At 71.6% G+C, this 17,121-nt stretch carries 14 protein-coding genes; 8 read left to right on the top strand and 6 right to left on the bottom strand.

Features of this window, described 5'->3' with window-relative positions; translation table 11 throughout:
- The first annotated feature begins 196 nt into the window (after positions 1-196).
- From Bra3105_RS03040 to map, 5 genes are all read left to right on the top strand, one after another.
- Positions 197-1,252, top strand: a complete 1,056-nt coding sequence (locus Bra3105_RS03040; RefSeq protein ID WP_228358545.1) for a glutathione S-transferase family protein — start codon at positions 197-199, stop codon at positions 1,250-1,252.
- 157 nt (positions 1,253-1,409) lie between these two features.
- On the top strand, positions 1,410-2,285 hold the full coding sequence (locus Bra3105_RS03045) for an ABC transporter ATP-binding protein (RefSeq protein WP_228358546.1): 876 nt from the start codon (positions 1,410-1,412) through the stop codon (positions 2,283-2,285).
- Positions 2,282-3,058 (top strand): ABC transporter permease, encoded by a 777-nt coding sequence (locus Bra3105_RS03050; RefSeq protein ID WP_228358547.1) that lies wholly within the window; start codon positions 2,282-2,284, stop codon positions 3,056-3,058. Before Bra3105_RS03045 ends, Bra3105_RS03050 begins: the two co-directional genes overlap by 4 nt.
- Positions 3,059-3,167: 109 nt before the next feature.
- On the top strand, positions 3,168-4,208 hold the full coding sequence (locus Bra3105_RS03055; RefSeq protein WP_228358548.1) for a COX15/CtaA family protein: 1,041 nt from the start codon (positions 3,168-3,170) through the stop codon (positions 4,206-4,208).
- Positions 4,205-5,041, top strand: a complete 837-nt coding sequence (gene map / locus Bra3105_RS03060) for a type I methionyl aminopeptidase (protein WP_228358549.1) — start codon at positions 4,205-4,207, stop codon at positions 5,039-5,041. Before Bra3105_RS03055 ends, map begins: the two co-directional genes overlap by 4 nt.
- 70 nt (positions 5,042-5,111) lie before the next feature.
- Here the strand turns inward: map and Bra3105_RS03065 are convergent, their stop codons facing one another.
- The 6 genes from Bra3105_RS03065 to Bra3105_RS03090 form a co-directional block, all read right to left on the bottom strand.
- Positions 5,112-6,089, bottom strand: a complete 978-nt coding sequence (locus tag Bra3105_RS03065) for an NAD-dependent epimerase/dehydratase family protein (protein WP_228358550.1) — start codon at positions 6,087-6,089, stop codon at positions 5,112-5,114.
- Positions 6,086-7,081, bottom strand: a complete 996-nt coding sequence (locus Bra3105_RS03070; protein WP_228358551.1) for a phosphotransferase enzyme family protein — start codon at positions 7,079-7,081, stop codon at positions 6,086-6,088. Before Bra3105_RS03070 ends, Bra3105_RS03065 begins: the two co-directional genes overlap by 4 nt.
- A 288-nt stretch (positions 7,082-7,369) precedes the next feature.
- Positions 7,370-10,171 carry an aconitate hydratase gene (locus Bra3105_RS03075; RefSeq protein WP_228358552.1) on the bottom strand — a complete coding sequence of 934 codons (2,802 nt, stop codon included), beginning with the start codon at positions 10,169-10,171 and terminating at the stop codon, positions 7,370-7,372.
- A gap of 164 nt (positions 10,172-10,335) precedes the next feature.
- Positions 10,336-11,682, bottom strand: coding sequence for a class I SAM-dependent RNA methyltransferase (locus tag Bra3105_RS03080; RefSeq protein WP_228358553.1), 1,347 nt, complete (start codon positions 11,680-11,682; stop codon positions 10,336-10,338).
- A 5-nt stretch (positions 11,683-11,687) separates the two neighbouring features.
- A complete protein-coding gene (locus Bra3105_RS03085; RefSeq protein ID WP_228358554.1) occupies positions 11,688-13,898 on the bottom strand; it encodes an APC family permease in 2,211 nt (736 codons plus the stop codon).
- A gap of 66 nt (positions 13,899-13,964) precedes the next feature.
- Positions 13,965-14,723 (bottom strand): SDR family NAD(P)-dependent oxidoreductase, encoded by a 759-nt coding sequence (locus Bra3105_RS03090; RefSeq protein ID WP_228358555.1) that lies wholly within the window; start codon positions 14,721-14,723, stop codon positions 13,965-13,967.
- Between the two features lie 145 nt (positions 14,724-14,868).
- Here Bra3105_RS03090 and Bra3105_RS03095 point away from each other — a divergent pair, with 145 nt between their 5' ends.
- The 3 genes from Bra3105_RS03095 (at position 14,869) to Bra3105_RS03105 (ending at position 17,119) form a co-directional block, all read left to right on the top strand.
- The gene (locus Bra3105_RS03095) at positions 14,869-15,492 is read left to right on the top strand and encodes a TetR/AcrR family transcriptional regulator (protein ID WP_228358556.1); all 624 of its coding nucleotides are present in this window, start codon (positions 14,869-14,871) and stop codon (positions 15,490-15,492) included.
- Between the two features lie 173 nt (positions 15,493-15,665).
- Positions 15,666-16,388: a potassium channel family protein gene (locus Bra3105_RS03100; RefSeq protein WP_228358557.1), complete on the top strand. Its 723-nt coding sequence runs from the start codon at positions 15,666-15,668 to the stop codon at positions 16,386-16,388.
- Entirely contained in the window at positions 16,385-17,119 is a 735-nt protein-coding gene (locus Bra3105_RS03105; protein ID WP_228358558.1) for a potassium channel family protein, read from the top strand. The genes Bra3105_RS03100 and Bra3105_RS03105 overlap by 4 nt, the downstream gene beginning before the upstream one ends.
- The last annotated feature ends 2 nt before the right edge of the window (positions 17,120-17,121 follow it).

Below are 17,121 nucleotides of genomic sequence, written 5' to 3' on the forward strand. Positions count from 1 at the left end.
CAGATCGGCGGCGCGGCAGCGCATCGAGGCGCACCGGCGACCCGCCCCGACGATCGACGCCGCAGCCCTTGTCGCATCGTCCCCGCGCCTCGTGCGCCCCCGTGCCCTGCACCCCGCACCCCGTGCACATAGTTCATCCTTCAACTATCATGGTCGGTGTCCGGGAGACGCCCCGGACCGTCACGGAGGAGGAGACATGAAGATGGAGAAGGACCCGAACGACCAGACCGGCTCGTACGTCCATGCGGGCGAGGCCTTCGATCGCGACATGAACTACATCCCCGACCGCATCACGTCCGACGGGTCGAGCCCGTGGCACGTCGAGGCGGGCCGCTACCGCCTCGCCGTCTCGCGCGCCTGCCCCTGGGCCAACCGCACGATCATCTCGCGCCGCCTGCTGGGCCTCGAGGACGCGATCTCGATGGCGGTCGCCGGCCCCACGCACGACAAGCGCTCGTGGACCTTCGACCTCGACCCGGGCGGCAAGGATCCGGTGCTGGGCATCGAGCGCCTCCAGCAGGCCTACTTCGCCCGGTACCCCGACTACCCGCGCGGCATCACCGTGCCCGCGATGGTGGACGTCCCCACCGGCGGCGTGGTCACCAACGACTTCAATCGGATCACCCTGGACTTCGCGACCCAGTGGACTGACTTCCACCGCGAGGGCGCGCCCGACCTCTACCCCGAGGCGCAGCGCGGGGAGATCGACGAGCTCAACCACTGGGTGCTGCACCACGTGAACAACGGCGTGTACAAGACCGGGTTCGCCGGCTCCCAGGAGACCTACGAGAAGGCGTACACGGACCTCTGGGCGAGCCTCGACGCGCTCGAGGACCGACTCTCCCGCTCGCGCTATCTCATGGGCCCCGCGCTCACCGAGGCCGACGTGCGCCTGTTCCCGACCCTGGTGCGCTTCGATCCCGTCTACCACTCGCACTTCAAGGCGAACCGTCAGCCGCTCGCGAGCATGCCCAACCTCTGGAACTACACGAAGGACCTGTTCCAGACGCCGGGCTTCGGCGACACGGTCGACTTCCAGCACATCAAGGAGCACTACTACGTGGTGCAGACCGATCTGAACCCCACGCAGATCGTGCCGCTGGGACCGGACACCTCGATCTTCCTCGAGCCCCACGACCGCGACCGCTTCGACACCGACACCTGGGGTCCCGGCGGCACGGCGCCGCTGCCTCCGAAGTCCGACGAGGTCGTCGATCCCGCGCACACTCCCCTGCATCCGACGGGCCGCTGAGGCTCCCCGCCGTCCCGGGGCCGAGGTCCGGCCCGTGGGATGAGGTCCGGCCCGTTGGATGAGGCCGGGCCCGATGGATGAGGCCGGGCCCGATGGATGGAGCCGGGTCACAGGTGCAGGGACCTCCCGGGAGCGGGGGCCTAGCATGGTCGGCGTCATGAATGACCACTCCCCCGCTCTCGAGGCCCAGGGCCTCACGCGCAGCTTCGGCTCCGTGCGCGCCATGGACGGCGTCGAGTTCTGCGCGCGCCACGGCGAGGTCACCGCACTGCTGGGTCCCAACGGCGCCGGCAAGACCACCACCATCGGCTGCGCGACCGGTCTGCTGCATCCCGACGCCGGCACCGTGCGCGTGCTCGGCGAGGACCCGTGGCGCGCGGGCGCCGAGCTGCGGGCGCGGGTGGGCGTGATGATCCAGGACGGCGGGCTCGCCTCCGGTGCGACCGCCCTGCAGCTGCTGCGCTACGGCGCGGAGCTCTACGCCGACCCTCTCGCGGTCGACGAGGTCGCCGAGCACCTGGGCATCACCGAGTTCGGCGGCACGCTCGTGCGGCGCCTCTCCGGCGGGCAGCGCCAGCGCCTCGCCCTGGCGCTCGCGATCATCGGCCGCCCCGAGCTGGTGTTCCTCGACGAGCCGACGGCCGGCATGGACCCGGCGATCCGCCGCACCGTGCGCGACCTGATCAGGGCGCTCGCCCGCACCGGCACCGCGGTCCTCCTCACCACGCACCTCATGGACGACGTCGAGGGGCTCGCCGACCAGGTCGTCGTCATCTCCGGCGGACGCACCGTCGCCGCCGGGACCGTCGACGAGGTGATCGCCGCCCACCGCGCCCCCGACGCGACGCTCACACTCAGCGCCCGCGCCCGCGGCGTCGACCCCTCGATGGCCGACGTCCTCGCGAAGGATCTGCGCGAGACGGCCGCCCGCCACGGCGCCGAGCTCGAGATCACGACCGGCGGCGCCGCAGACCTCGAGAGCATCCTGCTGGATCTCATCGACGAGCGAGAAGCGCAGGAGCACGCCCGATGACCACGGTCCCCGCCACCGAGCACCGCGCGGCGCCCGCGCCGAGAACTCGCCGCATCCTCGCCCACGCCGGGCTCGAGGCCCGCATCCTGCTGACCAACGGCGAGCAGCTCATGGTCGCGATCCTCATGCCCGCGCTCGTGCTGCTCGCGCTGCGCTTCGTGCCCGTCGGCCGCGTCGACGGCCTCGCCTCGATCGACACCGCGGTCGCCGCCACCGCCGCGACCGCCCTGATCTCCACCTCCTTCACCTCGCAGGCCATCCAGACCGGCTTCGACCGCCGCGGCGGGGTGCTGCGCTGGATCGCGACCACGCCGCTGGGCCGTGACGGCTACCTCGCCGGCAAGATCCTCGCGACGCTCTGCGTGCACGTCCTGCAGGTCGTGGTGCTGGGCGTGATCGCGCTGATCCTGTCGTGGAGGCCCCATCCGGTCGGGCTGCTCGAGGCCGTCCCGATCTGGCTCGTGGGCACCATCGCCTTCGGGGCCCTTGGACTGCTGGTCGCCGGGACGCTGCGCACCGAGGCCGTCCTCGCCGTCTCCAACGTCCTGTTCGTGCTGTTCGTGGCCGTCGGCGGTGTCGCGATCCCCTCGGCCGCCTATCCGCGCATGCTCGGCGGCCTCGTCGACCTGCTGCCCTCCGGGGCGCTCGGCGAGCTGCTGCGCGCCGTCCTGGCGGGCGGGCATTTCCCCGTCGGCTCGCTCGTGGTGCTCGTGCTCTGGGCGGTCGCGGCGTCCCTCGCCGTGGCCCGCTGGTTCCGCTGGACCTCCGCGTGAGCACTCGAGTGAGCACCCGCGTGAGCGACCCCGCCCAGGTGCCGATCGCGCCTGCGATCACCGCCCCCTCATCGTTCCGTCGTCCCTTACCACTCGCGAGGACCGCCCCATGACCACCGCCCCCGTCGCGTCCGGCTCCGCCCGCCCCGGCACCGTCTCCGCCTCCCTCGCCGCGCTCGCGCCGTGGAAGCGCCGACTCGTGCAGGTGGTCTTCTGGGGGAACCTCATCTGCCAGATGGGCATCATCGTCACCGGCGGCGTGGTGCGGCTGACGAAGTCCGGACTGGGGTGCACCACGTGGCCCAGCTGCGAGCCCGGCCAGTTCACGCCCCGCTACTCGCCGGACATGGGCATCCGCCCGTTCATCGAGTTCGGCAACCGCACGCTCACCGGGGTGCTCGGCATCTTCGCGATCGCGCTGCTCGTCGTCGCGCTACTGTGGCTGCGCCGGAAGGGCACCTCCTTCATCGTGCTCTCGATCCTCCCGCTCGTCGGCACCGCGGCGCAGGCGATCGTAGGGATGGCGGTCGTGAAGCTGGACCTGCACCCGATCGCGGTCGCCCCGCACTTCCTCATCTCGATCGCGCTGGTCGTCGTCTCGGCGGTCCTCGTGGTGCGGGTCCACGACGGCGACGGACGGCTCCGTCGCGTGGTGCCGACCCCGCTCGTCGCGCTCTCCGCGGTGATGGCCGTCGTCGCCGCCGCGGTGCTGTTCCTGGGGACCCTCACCACGAACTCGGGGCCGCACTCGGGCGACATCGACGCCACGCTGCGTCTGGGCCTGGACCCGCGCACGGTGTCCTGGCTGCACGCGGACTCGGTGATGCTGTTCTGCGGCCTGCTCGTCGGCCTCGTGCTGTGCCTTCACCTCATGAAGGCGCCGCGCCGCCCCCGTCGCACCGCCTGGCTCGTCGTCGCGGTCACTCTTCTGCAGGCCGTCATCGGCTACACGCAGTACTTCACCGGACTGCCCGAGGTGCTCGTCGGCCTCCACATGACCGGCGCCGCGCTGTTCACCGCGGCCGTCACCGCGATCGTCTCGACCTGCTTCTCGTGGACCGACCTCGCCCCGTCGGCGGCGGACGTGCGCGTGGTCGCCGGCGCCACGAGCCCGGCGCCGTCGGCCGACGAGGAGGCACGCCGCCGATGATCCTGCGCCGTCGCCGCCAGCGCCCCGCACCGGAGCGGCCCACGACCGCCGAGGCGGTCCCCGCCGGGCGGTTCGTCGCGAGCGTGCTCTCGCACCTGCGCGAGACCGTGGCCGTCGGCGACTCCCTGCTCGACATCGACGCCGAGGCCCACCGGATGATCCGCGAGGCCGGGGCGACCAGCTGCTACCTCGACTACCACCCGCGCTTCGGGGCCTACCCCTTCGGCCGCGTCATGTGCACCTCGGTCAACGACACCGTGCTGCACGGCAGGCCGTACGAGCGAGTGCTCGAAGCCGGTGACCTGCTCTCCCTGGACTTCGCGGTGGAGCTCGAGGGATGGGTCGCGGATTCGGCGCTGTCCTTCGTGGTCGGGCCGCAGAGCGCCGCCGACCCGGCGGACCTCGCGCTCATCGCCGACGTCGAGACGACCATGTGGGCCGGCATCGCTGAGGTCCGTGCGGGCGCGCACGTGGGCGATATCGGCCATGCCGTCGAGGACGCCGCCCAGCGTCTGGGCCACGTGATCAACCACGAGTTCGGCGGGCACGGCGTGGGACGCACGATGCACGAGGCGCCCTTCGTCCCCAACCACGGCATGGTCGGAGCGGGTCCGGTGCTCGAGACGGGCATGCTGCTGACGGTCGAGCCGTTCCTCATGCACTCGACCGACGCCGTGCACATCACCGACCGGGACGGGTGGTCCGTCATGTCCGACGACGGCTCGCGGGGCGCGCACGCCGAGCACACTCTGCAGGTCACCGACGGCGCGCCGATCGTGCTCACCGCCCGGGAGGGCGAGGACCTGCCCGTGGGGGTCGCGCCGCCGCGGTGACGTCCGCGCGTGCGGCACGTCCGCGCATGCGGTGAGCGGGGATCGTCCCGCCCGGCACCCGGCGTCCCGCTCAGACCCGGAGCGGCCGTGCGACCTCGAGCTCGCCGTGCTCGATCAGCCAGCGCACGGACTCCAGGATCGCCTGCTCGGGCTCGTAGGCCGGGGCATAGCCGAGTCGGCTCCTCGCCTTCTCGATGCTGAACACCTGGCTGCGGTGCAGATGGCCCCAGCTCTCGAGGGCGAACTGCTCACTGGTCGACGCCCGGTACTCGTCCCAGGTGATCGGCTCGATGCTCGCCTGCTGCCCGAACCAGCCCGATGCGATCTCGACGTATCCGCGCACCGACAGCGCGGTCGGCGCGACCGCGGTGAAGTCCTCGCCGGCAGCGGCCGTGCGGTTCTCCACGGCGCGCTCGAAGAGCTGGGCGACGTCATCCGCATGGACGTGGTGCATGGTCTCCATGCCGCTGCCGGGCAGTCGCAGGACGTCTCCGGAGGACAGGACCCGCCAGGACTCGGGATCGGTGTTGCCGAGAGGACCGGTGGGGGGCCACCCCGGACCGACGATGTGGCCCGGGTGGACGGACGTGGTCACGAGCCCGCCGCCGGCGGTCTCGTCCTTGAGCATCCTCGCGATCGCGGCCTTCTGGATGCCGTAGTCGTCGAACGGTGCAGCCGCCGAGTCCGAGTCCTCCGTGATGGGGAGCTTCCTGCTCGCGCCGTGTCGCCAGATCGAGCCGCAGTGGATCAGGTGGTCGATCCCGCCGCGCAGCGCCTCCACCAGGGCGGTCGCGGACTCCCGGGTGAAGCACACGAGGTCGATGACGACGTCCGGCTCCTGCGCCAGGACCGTTTTCCCGAAGCTGCCCTCGGCGTCCTGCTGCGCACGGTCGACCTTGACATGCTCGACGTGCTCCCACTCCGGAGCGGCCTGATATCCGGTGCCGCCGGATCGGGTGATGCTGACGACCTCGTGGCCGCCGCGCACCAGGCGCGGGACCAGGAACGTGCCGATGTGCCCGGATCCTCCGATGACGACGATCTTCATGTGCTCTCTCCTTGTTCGGTGGCCGGCAGCCGGTAGCGTGCCGGGTCCCACAGCGCGAGGGAACGCAGGTACCCGCCCTGCACCGGGTCCGCCCAGGCGGCATCGTCGTTGTCCGCGAGGACCCACGTGCCCTCCTCCCACCAGAGATGATCGATCGCAGCAGGCCAGAGCACCCGCTCGGCGGGGGTGAGAGAGACGTGCTGAGAGTACGCCCCGACGAAGGTCCGCCACTCGTGCGGCGCCATCATGCGCGCGGGACCGCCCGGGGACTCGTAGTGGAACAGGACGAGCGCCTCCGCGAGGTCGAAGAGGCGCGGCTCGACCCCGCCGTTGTCGGGGTCGACGAGCACGGGGCCGCGCGATGCGAAGACGAGGTTGGAGGCTTTGAAGTCCGAGCTCACACCGCATCGCGGCAGCTCCTCGTCGCGATCCTTCAGGAGGGGCCACGACCGTGACCACCATCGTTCGGCGAGGGCGGTGACGGCGGCACGGGCCTGGCGCGCGGCGTCGGGGGCGAGCTTCGCGTCGAACACCTCGCGCAGCCCGGTGAGGTCCTTGTCGACCTCTGCTCGACGGGTCCTGGGGTGCCCGTAATCCCCCAGCCCATCGGTGGGTGCGTCGCTCGCGTGCAGCCTGCCCAGCAGATCGCCCGCACTGCGGATCTGTCCGGAGCGACCTGCGTAGACCTCGCCCTCGATGAACGGGTAGACGACCCAGTGCTCCCCCGCGTGCTCGAGGGGCCCGCGGACCGGGCTGACGACGCGTATCCCGCGCGTCGCGAGGGCGCGCGTCCATCGAGCCATCGCCTCGGCACGGCGATCGGTGACCTTGACGACGACGGGCTCGCCGCCGACCGTTCTCCCCCTGTGCACGCGGGCGAATCGCGTCAGGCTCACCGGCTCCAGTTCTGCGAGGTCGAAGAGCTCTCGGAGCGCCTCGGGCGAGCCTGTGGCATGCGCCTGGGCTCCTGCGCTGTCCGTCTCGTCAGCCATCGGCCCAGCATGACCGGACCTCCCAGGCCTCGCAACGGGAATTCCGGGCGAGGGCGGAACCCCGTCGCCCTCGGAATGCACGATGGCCAGGATCTATGTCGTTCTGGGCATCAGAACGACATGGATCCTGGCCATCGTGGCACCGATGGGTCGGCGGGCCGACGGGCCGACAGGTCGGCGGGCCGGCGGCCCGGCCCGTCGGCGATCCGGCGGGCCGACGCACGCGACGGGCGCGGCGCGCGGGCTCGTGGCCCGGGCACCGCGCCCGTCGGGTGCGACTGCAGCGGCTCAGGCCTCGACGAGCGAGCGGAGCACGTACTGCAGGATGCCGCCGTTGCGGAAGTAGTCCGCCTCGCCGGGGGTGTCGATGCGCACGACCGCGTCGAACTCGATCGGGTCGGCGCCCTCGCGGGTCGCGGTGACCTTCACGGTCTTCGGGGTCGCGCCGTCGTTGATGGCGGTGATCCCGGCGATGTCGAAGGTCTCCTCGCCGGTGAGTCCGAGGGACTCGGCGGTCTCGCCCGCGGGGAACTGCAGGGGCAGCACGCCCATGCCGATGAGGTTCGAGCGGTGGATGCGCTCGTAGCTCTCGGCGATGACGGACTGGACGCCCAGGAGCTTGGTGCCCTTGGCGGCCCAGTCGCGCGAGGAGCCGGTGCCGTACTCCTTGCCGGCGAGGACCACCAGCGGGATGTCCTTCTCGGCGTACGCCTGCGCCGCGTCGTAGATGAACTCCTGCTCACCAGTCAGGAAGTTCTTCGTGTACCCGCCCTCGACGCCGTCGAGCAGCTGGTTCTTGATGCGGATGTTCGCGAAGGTGCCGCGGATCATCACCTCGTGGTTGCCGCGGCGGGAGCCGTAGGAGTTGAAGTCCTTGCGCTCCACGCCGTGCTCGCGCAGGTACCGGCCGGCCGGGGAGTCGGCCTTGATCGCGCCCGCGGGAGAGATGTGGTCCGTGGTCGTCGAGTCGCCCAACTTGGCGAGGACGCGGGCGCCCGAGATGTCCTCGACCGGCTCCGGGTCCTTGCCCATGCCCTCGAAGTACGGGGGCTTGCGCACGTAGGTCGAATCGCCCTCCCAGTCGAAGGTCGCGCCCTCGGGGGTGTCCAGAGAGCGCCAGCGGTCGTCACCCGTGAAGACGTCGGCGTAGTCGTTCTTGAACATCTCCTGGGTGATGTTCTCGGCGATGGTCTGCTCGACCTCGGTGGGCGAGGGCCAGATGTCGCGCAGGAACACGTCGTTCCCGTCCTTGTCCCGGCCCAGCGCGTCGTTCTCGAAGTCGAAGTCCATCGTGCCTGCGAGCGCGTAGGCGATGACCAGCGGCGGGGACGCCAGGTAGTTCATCTTCACGTCGGGGTTGATGCGGCCCTCGAAGTTGCGGTTGCCCGAGAGCACCGAGGTGACCGCGAGGTCGGCCTCGTTGATCGCGTCGGAGATCTCCGGCGCGAGCGGGCCCGAGTTGCCGATGCAGGTGGTGCAGCCGTAGCCGACGAGCTGGAAGCCCAGCGCGTCGAGGTACTCGGTGAGACCGGACTTCTCGTAGTAGCCGGTGACGACCTGCGACCCGGGGGCCAGCGACGTCTTCACCCACGGCTTCGAGACCAGGCCCTTCTCGACCGCGTTCTTGGCGAGGATGCCGGCGGCCATCATCACCGAGGGGTTCGAGGTGTTGGTGCAGGAGGTGATCGAGGCGATCGAGACGATGCCGTGATCGATCGAGAAGTCCTTGCCCTCGACGGCGGTGGGCTTCGAGGCGCGGCCGTGGACCTTGAGGTCGAGCACGGGCGCGGAGCCGCCGGAGTCGTTGTCCGAGCCGAGCGAGGCAGGGTCGGAGGCGGGGAAGGTCCCCTCGTCCTCGGGGACCGGGTCGCTCTCGGCCTCGGCCGGCTCCTCGTCGGCCGCATAGCTCGGGAGCACCTCGCGGAAACTCTCCTTGGCCTGCGTGAGGATGATGCGGTCCTGCGGGCGCTTCGGGCCGGCGATCGAGGGGACGACGGTCGAGAGGTCCAGCTCGAGGTACTCGGAGTACTGGGCCTCGGTCGACGGGTCGTGCCAGAGGCCCTGGCGCTTGGCGTAGGCCTCGACGAGCGCGAGCTGCTCCTCGGAGCGGCCGGTGAGGCGCAGGTAGTCGACCGTGACGTCGTCGATCGGGAAGATCGCGCAGGTGGAGCCGAACTCGGGGCTCATGTTGCCGATGGTCGCGCGGTTGGCGAGCGGCACCTGGCCGACGCCCTCGCCGTAGAACTCGACGAACTTCCCGACCACGCCGTGCTGGCGCAGCATCTCGGTGATCGTGAGGACAACGTCGGTCGCGGTGGCCGCGGCGGGGATCTCGCCGGTCAGCTTGAAGCCGACGACGCGCGGGATGAGCATCGAGACGGGCTGGCCGAGCATCGCGGCCTCGGCCTCGATGCCGCCGACGCCCCAGCCCAGCACGCCCAGGCCGTTGACCATGGTGGTGTGCGAGTCGGTGCCGACGCACGAGTCGGGGTAGGCGCGCAGCACGCCGTCCACTTCGCGGGTCATGACGGTGCGGGCCAGGTACTCGATGTTGACCTGGTGGACGATGCCGGTGCCCGGGGGGACGACCTTGAAATCGTCGAAGGCGGTCTGGCCCCAGCGCAGGAACTGGTAGCGCTCGCGGTTGCGCTCGTACTCGAGCTCCATGTTCTTCTCGAGCGCGTCGAGACGGCCCGCGACGTCGATCATCACGGAGTGGTCGATGACCATCTCGGCGGGGGCGAGCGGGTTGATGCGCTCGGGGTCGCCGCCGAGGTCGGAGACGGCCTCGCGCATCGTGGCGAGGTCGACGATGCAGGGGACGCCGGTGAAGTCCTGCATGATCACGCGGGCGGGCGTGAACTGGATCTCGGTGTCCGGCTCGGCGCTGGGGTCCCAGGACCCGAGGGCGCGCACGTGGTCCGCGGTGATGTTCGCACCGTCCTCGGTGCGCAGCAGGTTCTCCAGCAGGATCTTCAGGCTGTAGGGGAGCTTCTCGTGGCCGTCGACGGTGTCGATGCCATAGATCTCGTACTCGGTGTCGCCGACGGCGAGGTTCTCTCTCGCGCCGAACGAGTTCACGGTGCTCACGGAGCGCAACTCCTTCGATTGTGGGGCGTGGTGCCATCGTAATCCGCAGGGGCGTGCGTGATCCGACGGCTCGCAGTGCTGGTCCGGCCCCCGATCAGGGAGTGCGCGGCGGCCGACGCCGGCCGTCCGCCCGGACGTTATCTCTTGACGTCAAGATAAATATATCATGCGGCGCGGGTCAGGACCGCCACCGACTCGATGTGATGCGTGTGGGGGAACAGGTCGAAGGCGCGCAGGTCCTCGACCCTCCAGCCGGCCTCCTCGGCGGCCTTCAGGTCGCGCGCGAGGGTCGAGGGCTCGCAGGAGACGTAGACGATCCGCTCCCGGGTGCGGGCGCACAGCGTCGCCATCAGCTCGGGGCCGAGACCCGCGCGCGGCGGGTCGACGACCACGCGATCGGGGTCCTTCTCCTGGGCGGGCACCCATGCGGCGACGTCGGCCGTCTCGGCGCTCGCCTGCGGGAGGGCCGCGAGGTTCTCCTCCGCCAGCGCCCCGGCGCGACGATCGCCCTCCACGCTGACCACGCGGCCCGCGGACCCGACCTCGTCGGCCAGTGCGGCCGCGAACAGCCCGACCCCGCCGAACAGGTCCCAGATCGTGTCGCCCTCGCGGGCCTCCGTGTCGCGCAGCACCACGGAGGTGAGCACCTCGGGGGCCTGGCGGTGGACCTGCCAGAAGCCGGTCGCGCCCACGCGGAAGCGCCGTCCCAGCACCTCCTCGGCGACCATGCCGTCGCCCGAGAGGGCGGTGAGGCCCGTCGGCCCCTGGACGGCGAGATCGACGTCCTCGAGCCCCTGCGGCACCTCGAGACCGCCGGAGGCGCCGACCCCTCCGGCCGGGAGGCCGCGGCCGATGAGGACGACGGCGGGGCGGCCGAGGGACGGGGCGACCGCGTCGACGGCCTCCACCGCCTCGGGCAGCGCGAGATCGGGCAGGCCCAGGGCTCGGATCTCCTCCGCGGCCAGGGGGTTCTCCCCCACCGGGTGGACCTCGTGGGAGCGCCAGCCGCGCATGCCGAGCAGGCCGTCGGCCCCGCGGGTGAGGCGGACCCGGGTGCGCCAGCCCAGACCGTCGGTGTCGTGGGGCGCGGGCTCGACCTGGGCCTCCTCGGTCGCGAGGGTCGAGACGCCCGCGCGGCGCAGGAGGTCCTGGAGGACCTCGGTGGCCAGGCGGCGCTGCGCGTGCAGGCCGATGTGCGCCCATTCGGCCCCGCCGACGCCGTCGGTCCCCGCCTCGGGCCAGACGCTGGGCACGCGGTCGGGGCTGGGGTCGAGGATCTCGAGGGTCTCGGCGCGCCAGAAGCGCGCCTTCGCGGAGTTCTTCGCGTCCTCGAGCAGACGCGCGACGACGGTCTCACCGGGAACGGCCCCGCGCACGAACACGACGCGGCCCTCGTGGCGGGCCACGAACGTGCCGCCGGCGGCCGGGGCGCCGACCGTGAGCGTGAGCAGCCGTCCCAGCGCGGTCCGCTCGGGCTCGGCGCTCGCAGCGCGCCGCATGTCCCGTGCCATCGTCCTCACCTTCCCAGGAGCCGTGCGCTCCTCGCCTCCTCGCGCGCCCGGCGGGCGCGGCGATGGTCCTGTGCGGTGGCCGTGCCCGCGCTCGCCATGATGTCGGCCTGCTGCGGGCGGTCCGGTCCGCCGTCCCGCCCGAGCTGCCACGGCACGCTCGCGACGACCACGCGCGGCAGGTGCGCGAGACGGTCGCCGAGACGGCGCACGGAGTGGTTGTGCAGGGGCGAGAGCCACCAGTGTCCCACCAGGAACAGGGGGAGGTAGACGATCACGACGTCGCGCGGGTTGCGCTTGAGCAGACTGCGCACGTAGGCGAGGACCGGACCGTTCACGTCCCGATAGGGAGAGTAGAGCACGCGCAGGGGCACCTGAATCCCGAGCGAGCGCCAGCGCTCGACGGCGCGGCGCGCATCGGCGTCCTCGTCGTGCACGGCGACGGCCTCGAGGGTCGAGTGCCGCGCGGCGGAGGCGACGGACAGCGCGCGCATCGTGGGCCGGTCCAGCCCCGAGACCAGCACGATCGCATGCGAGCGGGAGGGCAGGGCGGTCGGATCGTCCACGGCCTGGCCGGGCAGCCGGGGACCGATGAGCGCCCCCTCCCCCGCGGCCGACGCATCGGCATCTGGAGCGTCCTCGGCGGCCGCGTCCGCGGCGGAGTCCTGGGCGGGGGCCTCCGTGCCGGTCCCGGACCCGTCGTCGGCCAGCGCGGGGATCGCGAGCTGCGCGCGCACGGAGGCGTAGTGGCGCTCGATGAGGCTCATGAGCACCCACAGCCCGCCCATGATCACGACCGCCGCCCAGGCCCCGTGGGTGAACTTCGTGGTGACCACGATGAGCAGCACGGCGGTGACCACGACGAACCCGATGACGTTGACGACGCGGCGCAGGCGCAGGGCGCGGCGCATGCCGCCGCGGATCTCGAGGCGGATGGCGCGCGTGAAGTGGCGGACCATGCCCAGCTGGCCCAGGCTGAAGGAGACGAACACGCCCACGATGTACATCTGGATGAGCACGCTCACGCGCGCACCGGTCCACCACACCAGGAGCCCGGAGGCGACCGCGAGCAGGATGATGCCGTTGGAGTAGGCCAGGCGGTCCCCGCGCACGCGCATCTGCTTGGGGAAGCTGCCGGCGGCGGCGAGCACGCTCGCGAGGTTCGGGAAGCCGTTGAACGCGGTGTTCGCGGCGATGAACAGGACGATGCCCGTCACGGCTGTCACCGCGTAGAAGAGCAGCGATCCCGGACCGGAGAGCGCCTCGGCGATCTGTCCGATGACCGGCAGCTGCTGGTAGCCGGGGATCGGGGCGCCGTCGCGCACGAGCTCGCTCGAGGGGTCCTCGACGTAGCGCACGCCCGTGCGGGCGGCCAGCGCGATGATCCCCAGGATCATCGCCGAGGAGATCGCGCCGAGCGCGAGCAGCACGATGCCGGCGTTGCGCGCCTTGGGCGGCCGGAAGGAGGGCACGCCGTTGCCGATCGCCTCGACGCCGGTGAGCGCGGCGCTGCCGCTCGAGAAGGCGCGCAGCACCAGGAGCGCGCCTCCGAGCGCCGTGAGCCCCTGCCCGTAGCCGGGCTCGGCGACCAGGTCGAGATCCGCGCTCGGCGCGCGCCCGATGCCCCCGGTGAACGTCTCGATCGCGCCGATCACGACCATCAGGCCGATCGCGGCGACGAACAGGTAGACCGGGATCGCGAGCAGCGAGCTGGACTGGCGCACGCCGCGCAGGTTCACGAGCGCGATGAGGGCGATCAGCACGAGCGCGACCCACATCTCGTGGCTGTGCAGGAACGGCAGGATGCCCGAGGTGTAGTTCGCGGCCTGGGCGACCGAGACCGCGACGGTGAGCGCGTAGTCGACCAGCAGCGCCGATCCCACCAGCCGTCCCGCTCCCCTGTTGAGGTTCGTGCGCACGACCTCGTAGTCGCCGCCGCCCCCCGGGTACTCGCGCACCGTGTTCAGCCCGGTGAGGACCACGACGGCCATCAGCAGCACGACGGCGACGGCGACCCACCAGCTGATGACGTAGCCCGTCACGCCGGCGAGGGCGAGGGTCAGCAGGATCTGGTCGGGGGCATAGGCGACCGAGCTCAGCGCATCCGAGGAGAACGTCGGAAGCGCGAGCCGCTTGGGCAGGCGCTCCCGGGACAGTCGATCCGTCGCGAAGGCGCGCCCGAGGACGAGACGCTTGAACGCGCCGGAGGGGCCAGGCACGACGGCCATTCTACGTGCCCCTTCCACGTGCCCCTTCACGGCGCCCCCAGGCCGCCGACTCCCCTGTCAGGGGTACACCTGGACCTCGCCGCCGTCGACGAAGAGCTCGCTGCCCGTGATGAAGCTGGACTGATCCGATGCGAGGAACAGCACGGCGTCGGCGATCTCCGCCGGGTCGGCGGCACGTCGCAGGGCCGTGCCGTTCGCCAGCTCTCCGACGAACGCGTCCGCTCGGTCCGAGTCCTCGGCGAGGCCGCGGAGTCCCGGGGTGTCGGTGGTACCGGGCACCACCGTGTTCACGCGCACTCCGCGGGGCGCGAGCTCGGCGGCCCATACACGGCCGAACTGGCGGATCGCCGCCTTCGTGGCGGAGTAGACGCCGAAACCTGCCGTGCCGCGGCGCGCCGAGCTGGAGCCGGTGAGCACGATGCTCGCCCCCTCGTTCAGCAGCGGGAGAGCTCGCTGCACCGTGAAGACGGTGCCCCGCACGTTGACCCCGAAGGTGCGATCGAAGGCGTCCGGCTGCAGCGAGTGCAGAGGCTGGTTCGCCTCCCCGCCGCCGGCATTCGCGAAGAGGACGTCGAGCCGATTCCCATCGGCTGCGATGCGTGCGAACAGCGCGTCGAGGTCGTCCAGATCGGAGACGTCGTTCCGGACCGTGATCGCCCGGTCGCCCAGTTCGCCGGCGGCGGCCGCGAGGGCCTCCCTCCGACGTCCGGTGAGGTAGACGCGTGCTCCCTCGGCGATGAAGCGCTGCGCAGTTGCGAGCCCGATGCCCGTGCTCCCTCCGGTGATCAGGGCTGTCCTGCCTGCGAGCTGGCCCATGGCGGTCGTCCTCTCCAATGGTGCGGGTGAGATGCCGGAGCGGCCGAGCACTTCAGTGCCACGAGGGTGGACCGATCATTCTGGACCGCTCGGTCCACCATAAGCGTGGTGGACCGAGCGGTCAAGAACGGGTAACGTGCGGGGCATGGCGAGGCCACGACAGTTCGATGAGGACGCGGTGCTGGACGCCGTCCGCGATCAGTTCTGGAACACGGGTTACGCGGCGACCTCGGTCCAGGACCTCATGCGGGTCAGCGGCCTAGGGAAGGGCAGCCTCTACGCCGCCTTCGGGGACAAGCACGAGCTCTTCCTGCGGATCCTGCGCCGTTACGCGGACTCGCTCGTCCTCGGTGTGCGCGAGTCGATCGATGCGGCGCCCCGAGCGTTCGACGCACTGCGCTCGTTCGTGATAACACCGGTGGCCGGCGACCCCGCGGGCCGCAGCGCCCGCCGTGGATGCCTGCTCGCCAACAGCACCACCGAGCTGGCGTCCGCCGATCGCGCAGTCTCCGCGGAGGCGCGGCGCACCTACGGAGGGATCACCGACGTGCTCGCCGAGGGCGTGGCACGAGCCCGGGCCGAAGGCGACCTCAGCAGCTCCGGCGCCCCTGTCGATCTCGCCCGGGCGCTCCTGGCCGCGCAGCAGGGCCTGACCTTCATGGGGCGCACAGGGATGCGGTTCGAGGAGCTGACGACGACGGCCCGATCGCTGGCGGACCAGCTCCTGCCCACGACGACTCCCACTGATTCCCACGACGACTCCCACTGACGGGATCGTGGACGCACTCCGCGATCCGGGCTCCGGCAGCGGATGGGCGTGACGCACGGGAACCGCGGCGGCGTCGGGAGCCCTCTCGTCGGCTCGTCGAAGCACTTCTCCCCGCCGCCGGCGACGCGTCCTTCGTCTGCGTGCCGAGGGTGTCCGCGGTCTATCGTGGCCCTGTGCACTTCGTGATCATGGGCTGCGGCCGCGTCGGGGCGATGCTCGCCCACAAGACCCTCCGCATCGGGCACGAGGTCACGGTGATCGATCGCGATCCCGTGGCCTTCCAGCGCCTGGGACGGGACTTCCCCGGCCGCTGCGTAACGGGCATCGGCTTCGACCGCGAGACCCTCGAGGAGGCCGAGATCCGCTCCGCCGCGGGCTTCGCGGCAGTCTCCAGCGGCGACAACTCCAACATCATCGCCGCCCGGGTGGTGCGCGAGGAGTACGGTCTGCGCAACGTCGTCGCCCGCATCTACGACCCCCGCCGCGCCGAGGTCTACGAGCGCCTGGGCGTCGCGACGGTGGCGACCGTGCGCTGGACGAGCGCCCAGATGCTCGGGCGCCTGATCCCGGGCGCCGCGAGCCGCGAGTACCAGGACATCTCCGGGAAGGTCACGATGATCGCCGTGGTGCCCGACGAGTCCTGGATGGCCGCACCGCTGGCCAGGATCGAGCAGGAGACCGGGGCGCGCGTGGCGCTGCTCACCCGTCTCGGCGAGGGCGTGCTGCCGGGTCCCGCGACCCGCCTGCAGGAGGGGGACGTGCTGCACCTGATGGTGCCGACCCCGCGGCTGCCCGAGATCGAGAGCACCCTCGCCCATGCGCGCGGCGGCGACGAGGGCGGCCTGGGTCCCGCAGGACGGTCCGGGACGAACGGCGTCGAGGAGGAGACACGATGAGGGTCGTCATCATCGGCGCCGGCAGCGTGGGCCGCTCGATCGCCCGCGAGCTGCTGACCAAGGGCCGCTCGGTCACGCTCGTGGACCGCTCCGTCTCCCCGGAGAAGCGCACCTCGGTCAGCGGGGTGCAGTGGGTCGAGGGCGACGCGGCCGAGCTCGCCGTGCTCTCGGAGGCCGACGTGGCCTCGGCCGACGTGGTCGTCGCCGCGACCGGCGACGACAAGGTCAACCTCGTCGCCTCCATGCTCTCGAAGACAGAGTTCCTGGTGCCGCGCACCGTCGCGCGCGTCTCCCACCCCTCGAACGAGTGGATGTTCGGGGACATGTGGGGCGTGGACGTGGCGGTCTCCACGCCGCGCACGATGACGGCTCTCGTCGAGGAGGCCGTGAGCGTGGGCCGGATCGTGAAGATCTTCAGCTTCTCCGGGTCGCGCACCGACATGGTCGAGATCACCATCCCTCGCCGCAGCCCGATCGTCGGGCGCCTGGTGGGCTCGATGCGATGGCCCGCCTCGTGCGTGCTCGTGGGCATCATCCGCGACGGGCAGCCGATCGCGCCGTCGGCCCATGACGCGCTCGAGGCGCACGATGAGCTCATGTTCCTCGCCGAGTCGGAGCACCTGCGCGCCCTCGAGGAGCTGCTCGCCCCGCCGAGCGCCCCGCAGGATCCCGAGGAGCTGCCGAGCATCCGCACCGAGGAGATGCCCAGCGTGCGCCCCGAGGAGCGCTGAGC

The sequence above is a fragment of the Brachybacterium halotolerans subsp. kimchii genome (assembly GCF_020792675.1).
Taxonomy (GTDB): domain Bacteria; phylum Actinomycetota; class Actinomycetes; order Actinomycetales; family Dermabacteraceae; genus Brachybacterium; species Brachybacterium halotolerans.

Bases quoted from the DNA above. Each gene is read 5' to 3' on its own strand.
- Bra3105_RS03040 (WP_228358545.1), top strand. From the start codon at position 197: ATGAAGATGGAGAAGGACCCGAACGACCAGACCGGCTCGTACGTCCAT.
- Bra3105_RS03045 (WP_228358546.1), top strand. From the start codon at position 1,410: ATGAATGACCACTCCCCCGCTCTCGAGGCCCAGGGCCTCACGCGCAGC.
- Bra3105_RS03050 (WP_228358547.1), top strand. From the start codon at position 2,282: ATGACCACGGTCCCCGCCACCGAGCACCGCGCGGCGCCCGCGCCGAGA.
- Bra3105_RS03055 (WP_228358548.1), top strand. From the start codon at position 3,168: ATGACCACCGCCCCCGTCGCGTCCGGCTCCGCCCGCCCCGGCACCGTC.
- map (WP_228358549.1), top strand. From the start codon at position 4,205: ATGATCCTGCGCCGTCGCCGCCAGCGCCCCGCACCGGAGCGGCCCACG.
- Bra3105_RS03065 (WP_228358550.1), bottom strand. From the start codon at position 6,089: ATGAAGATCGTCGTCATCGGAGGATCCGGGCACATCGGCACGTTCCTG.
- Bra3105_RS03070 (WP_228358551.1), bottom strand. From the start codon at position 7,081: ATGGCTGACGAGACGGACAGCGCAGGAGCCCAGGCGCATGCCACAGGC.
- Bra3105_RS03080 (WP_228358553.1), bottom strand. From the start codon at position 11,682: ATGGCACGGGACATGCGGCGCGCTGCGAGCGCCGAGCCCGAGCGGACC.
- Bra3105_RS03090 (WP_228358555.1), bottom strand. From the start codon at position 14,723: ATGGGCCAGCTCGCAGGCAGGACAGCCCTGATCACCGGAGGGAGCACG.
- Bra3105_RS03095 (WP_228358556.1), top strand. From the start codon at position 14,869: ATGGCGAGGCCACGACAGTTCGATGAGGACGCGGTGCTGGACGCCGTC.
- Bra3105_RS03105 (WP_228358558.1), top strand. From the start codon at position 16,385: ATGAGGGTCGTCATCATCGGCGCCGGCAGCGTGGGCCGCTCGATCGCC.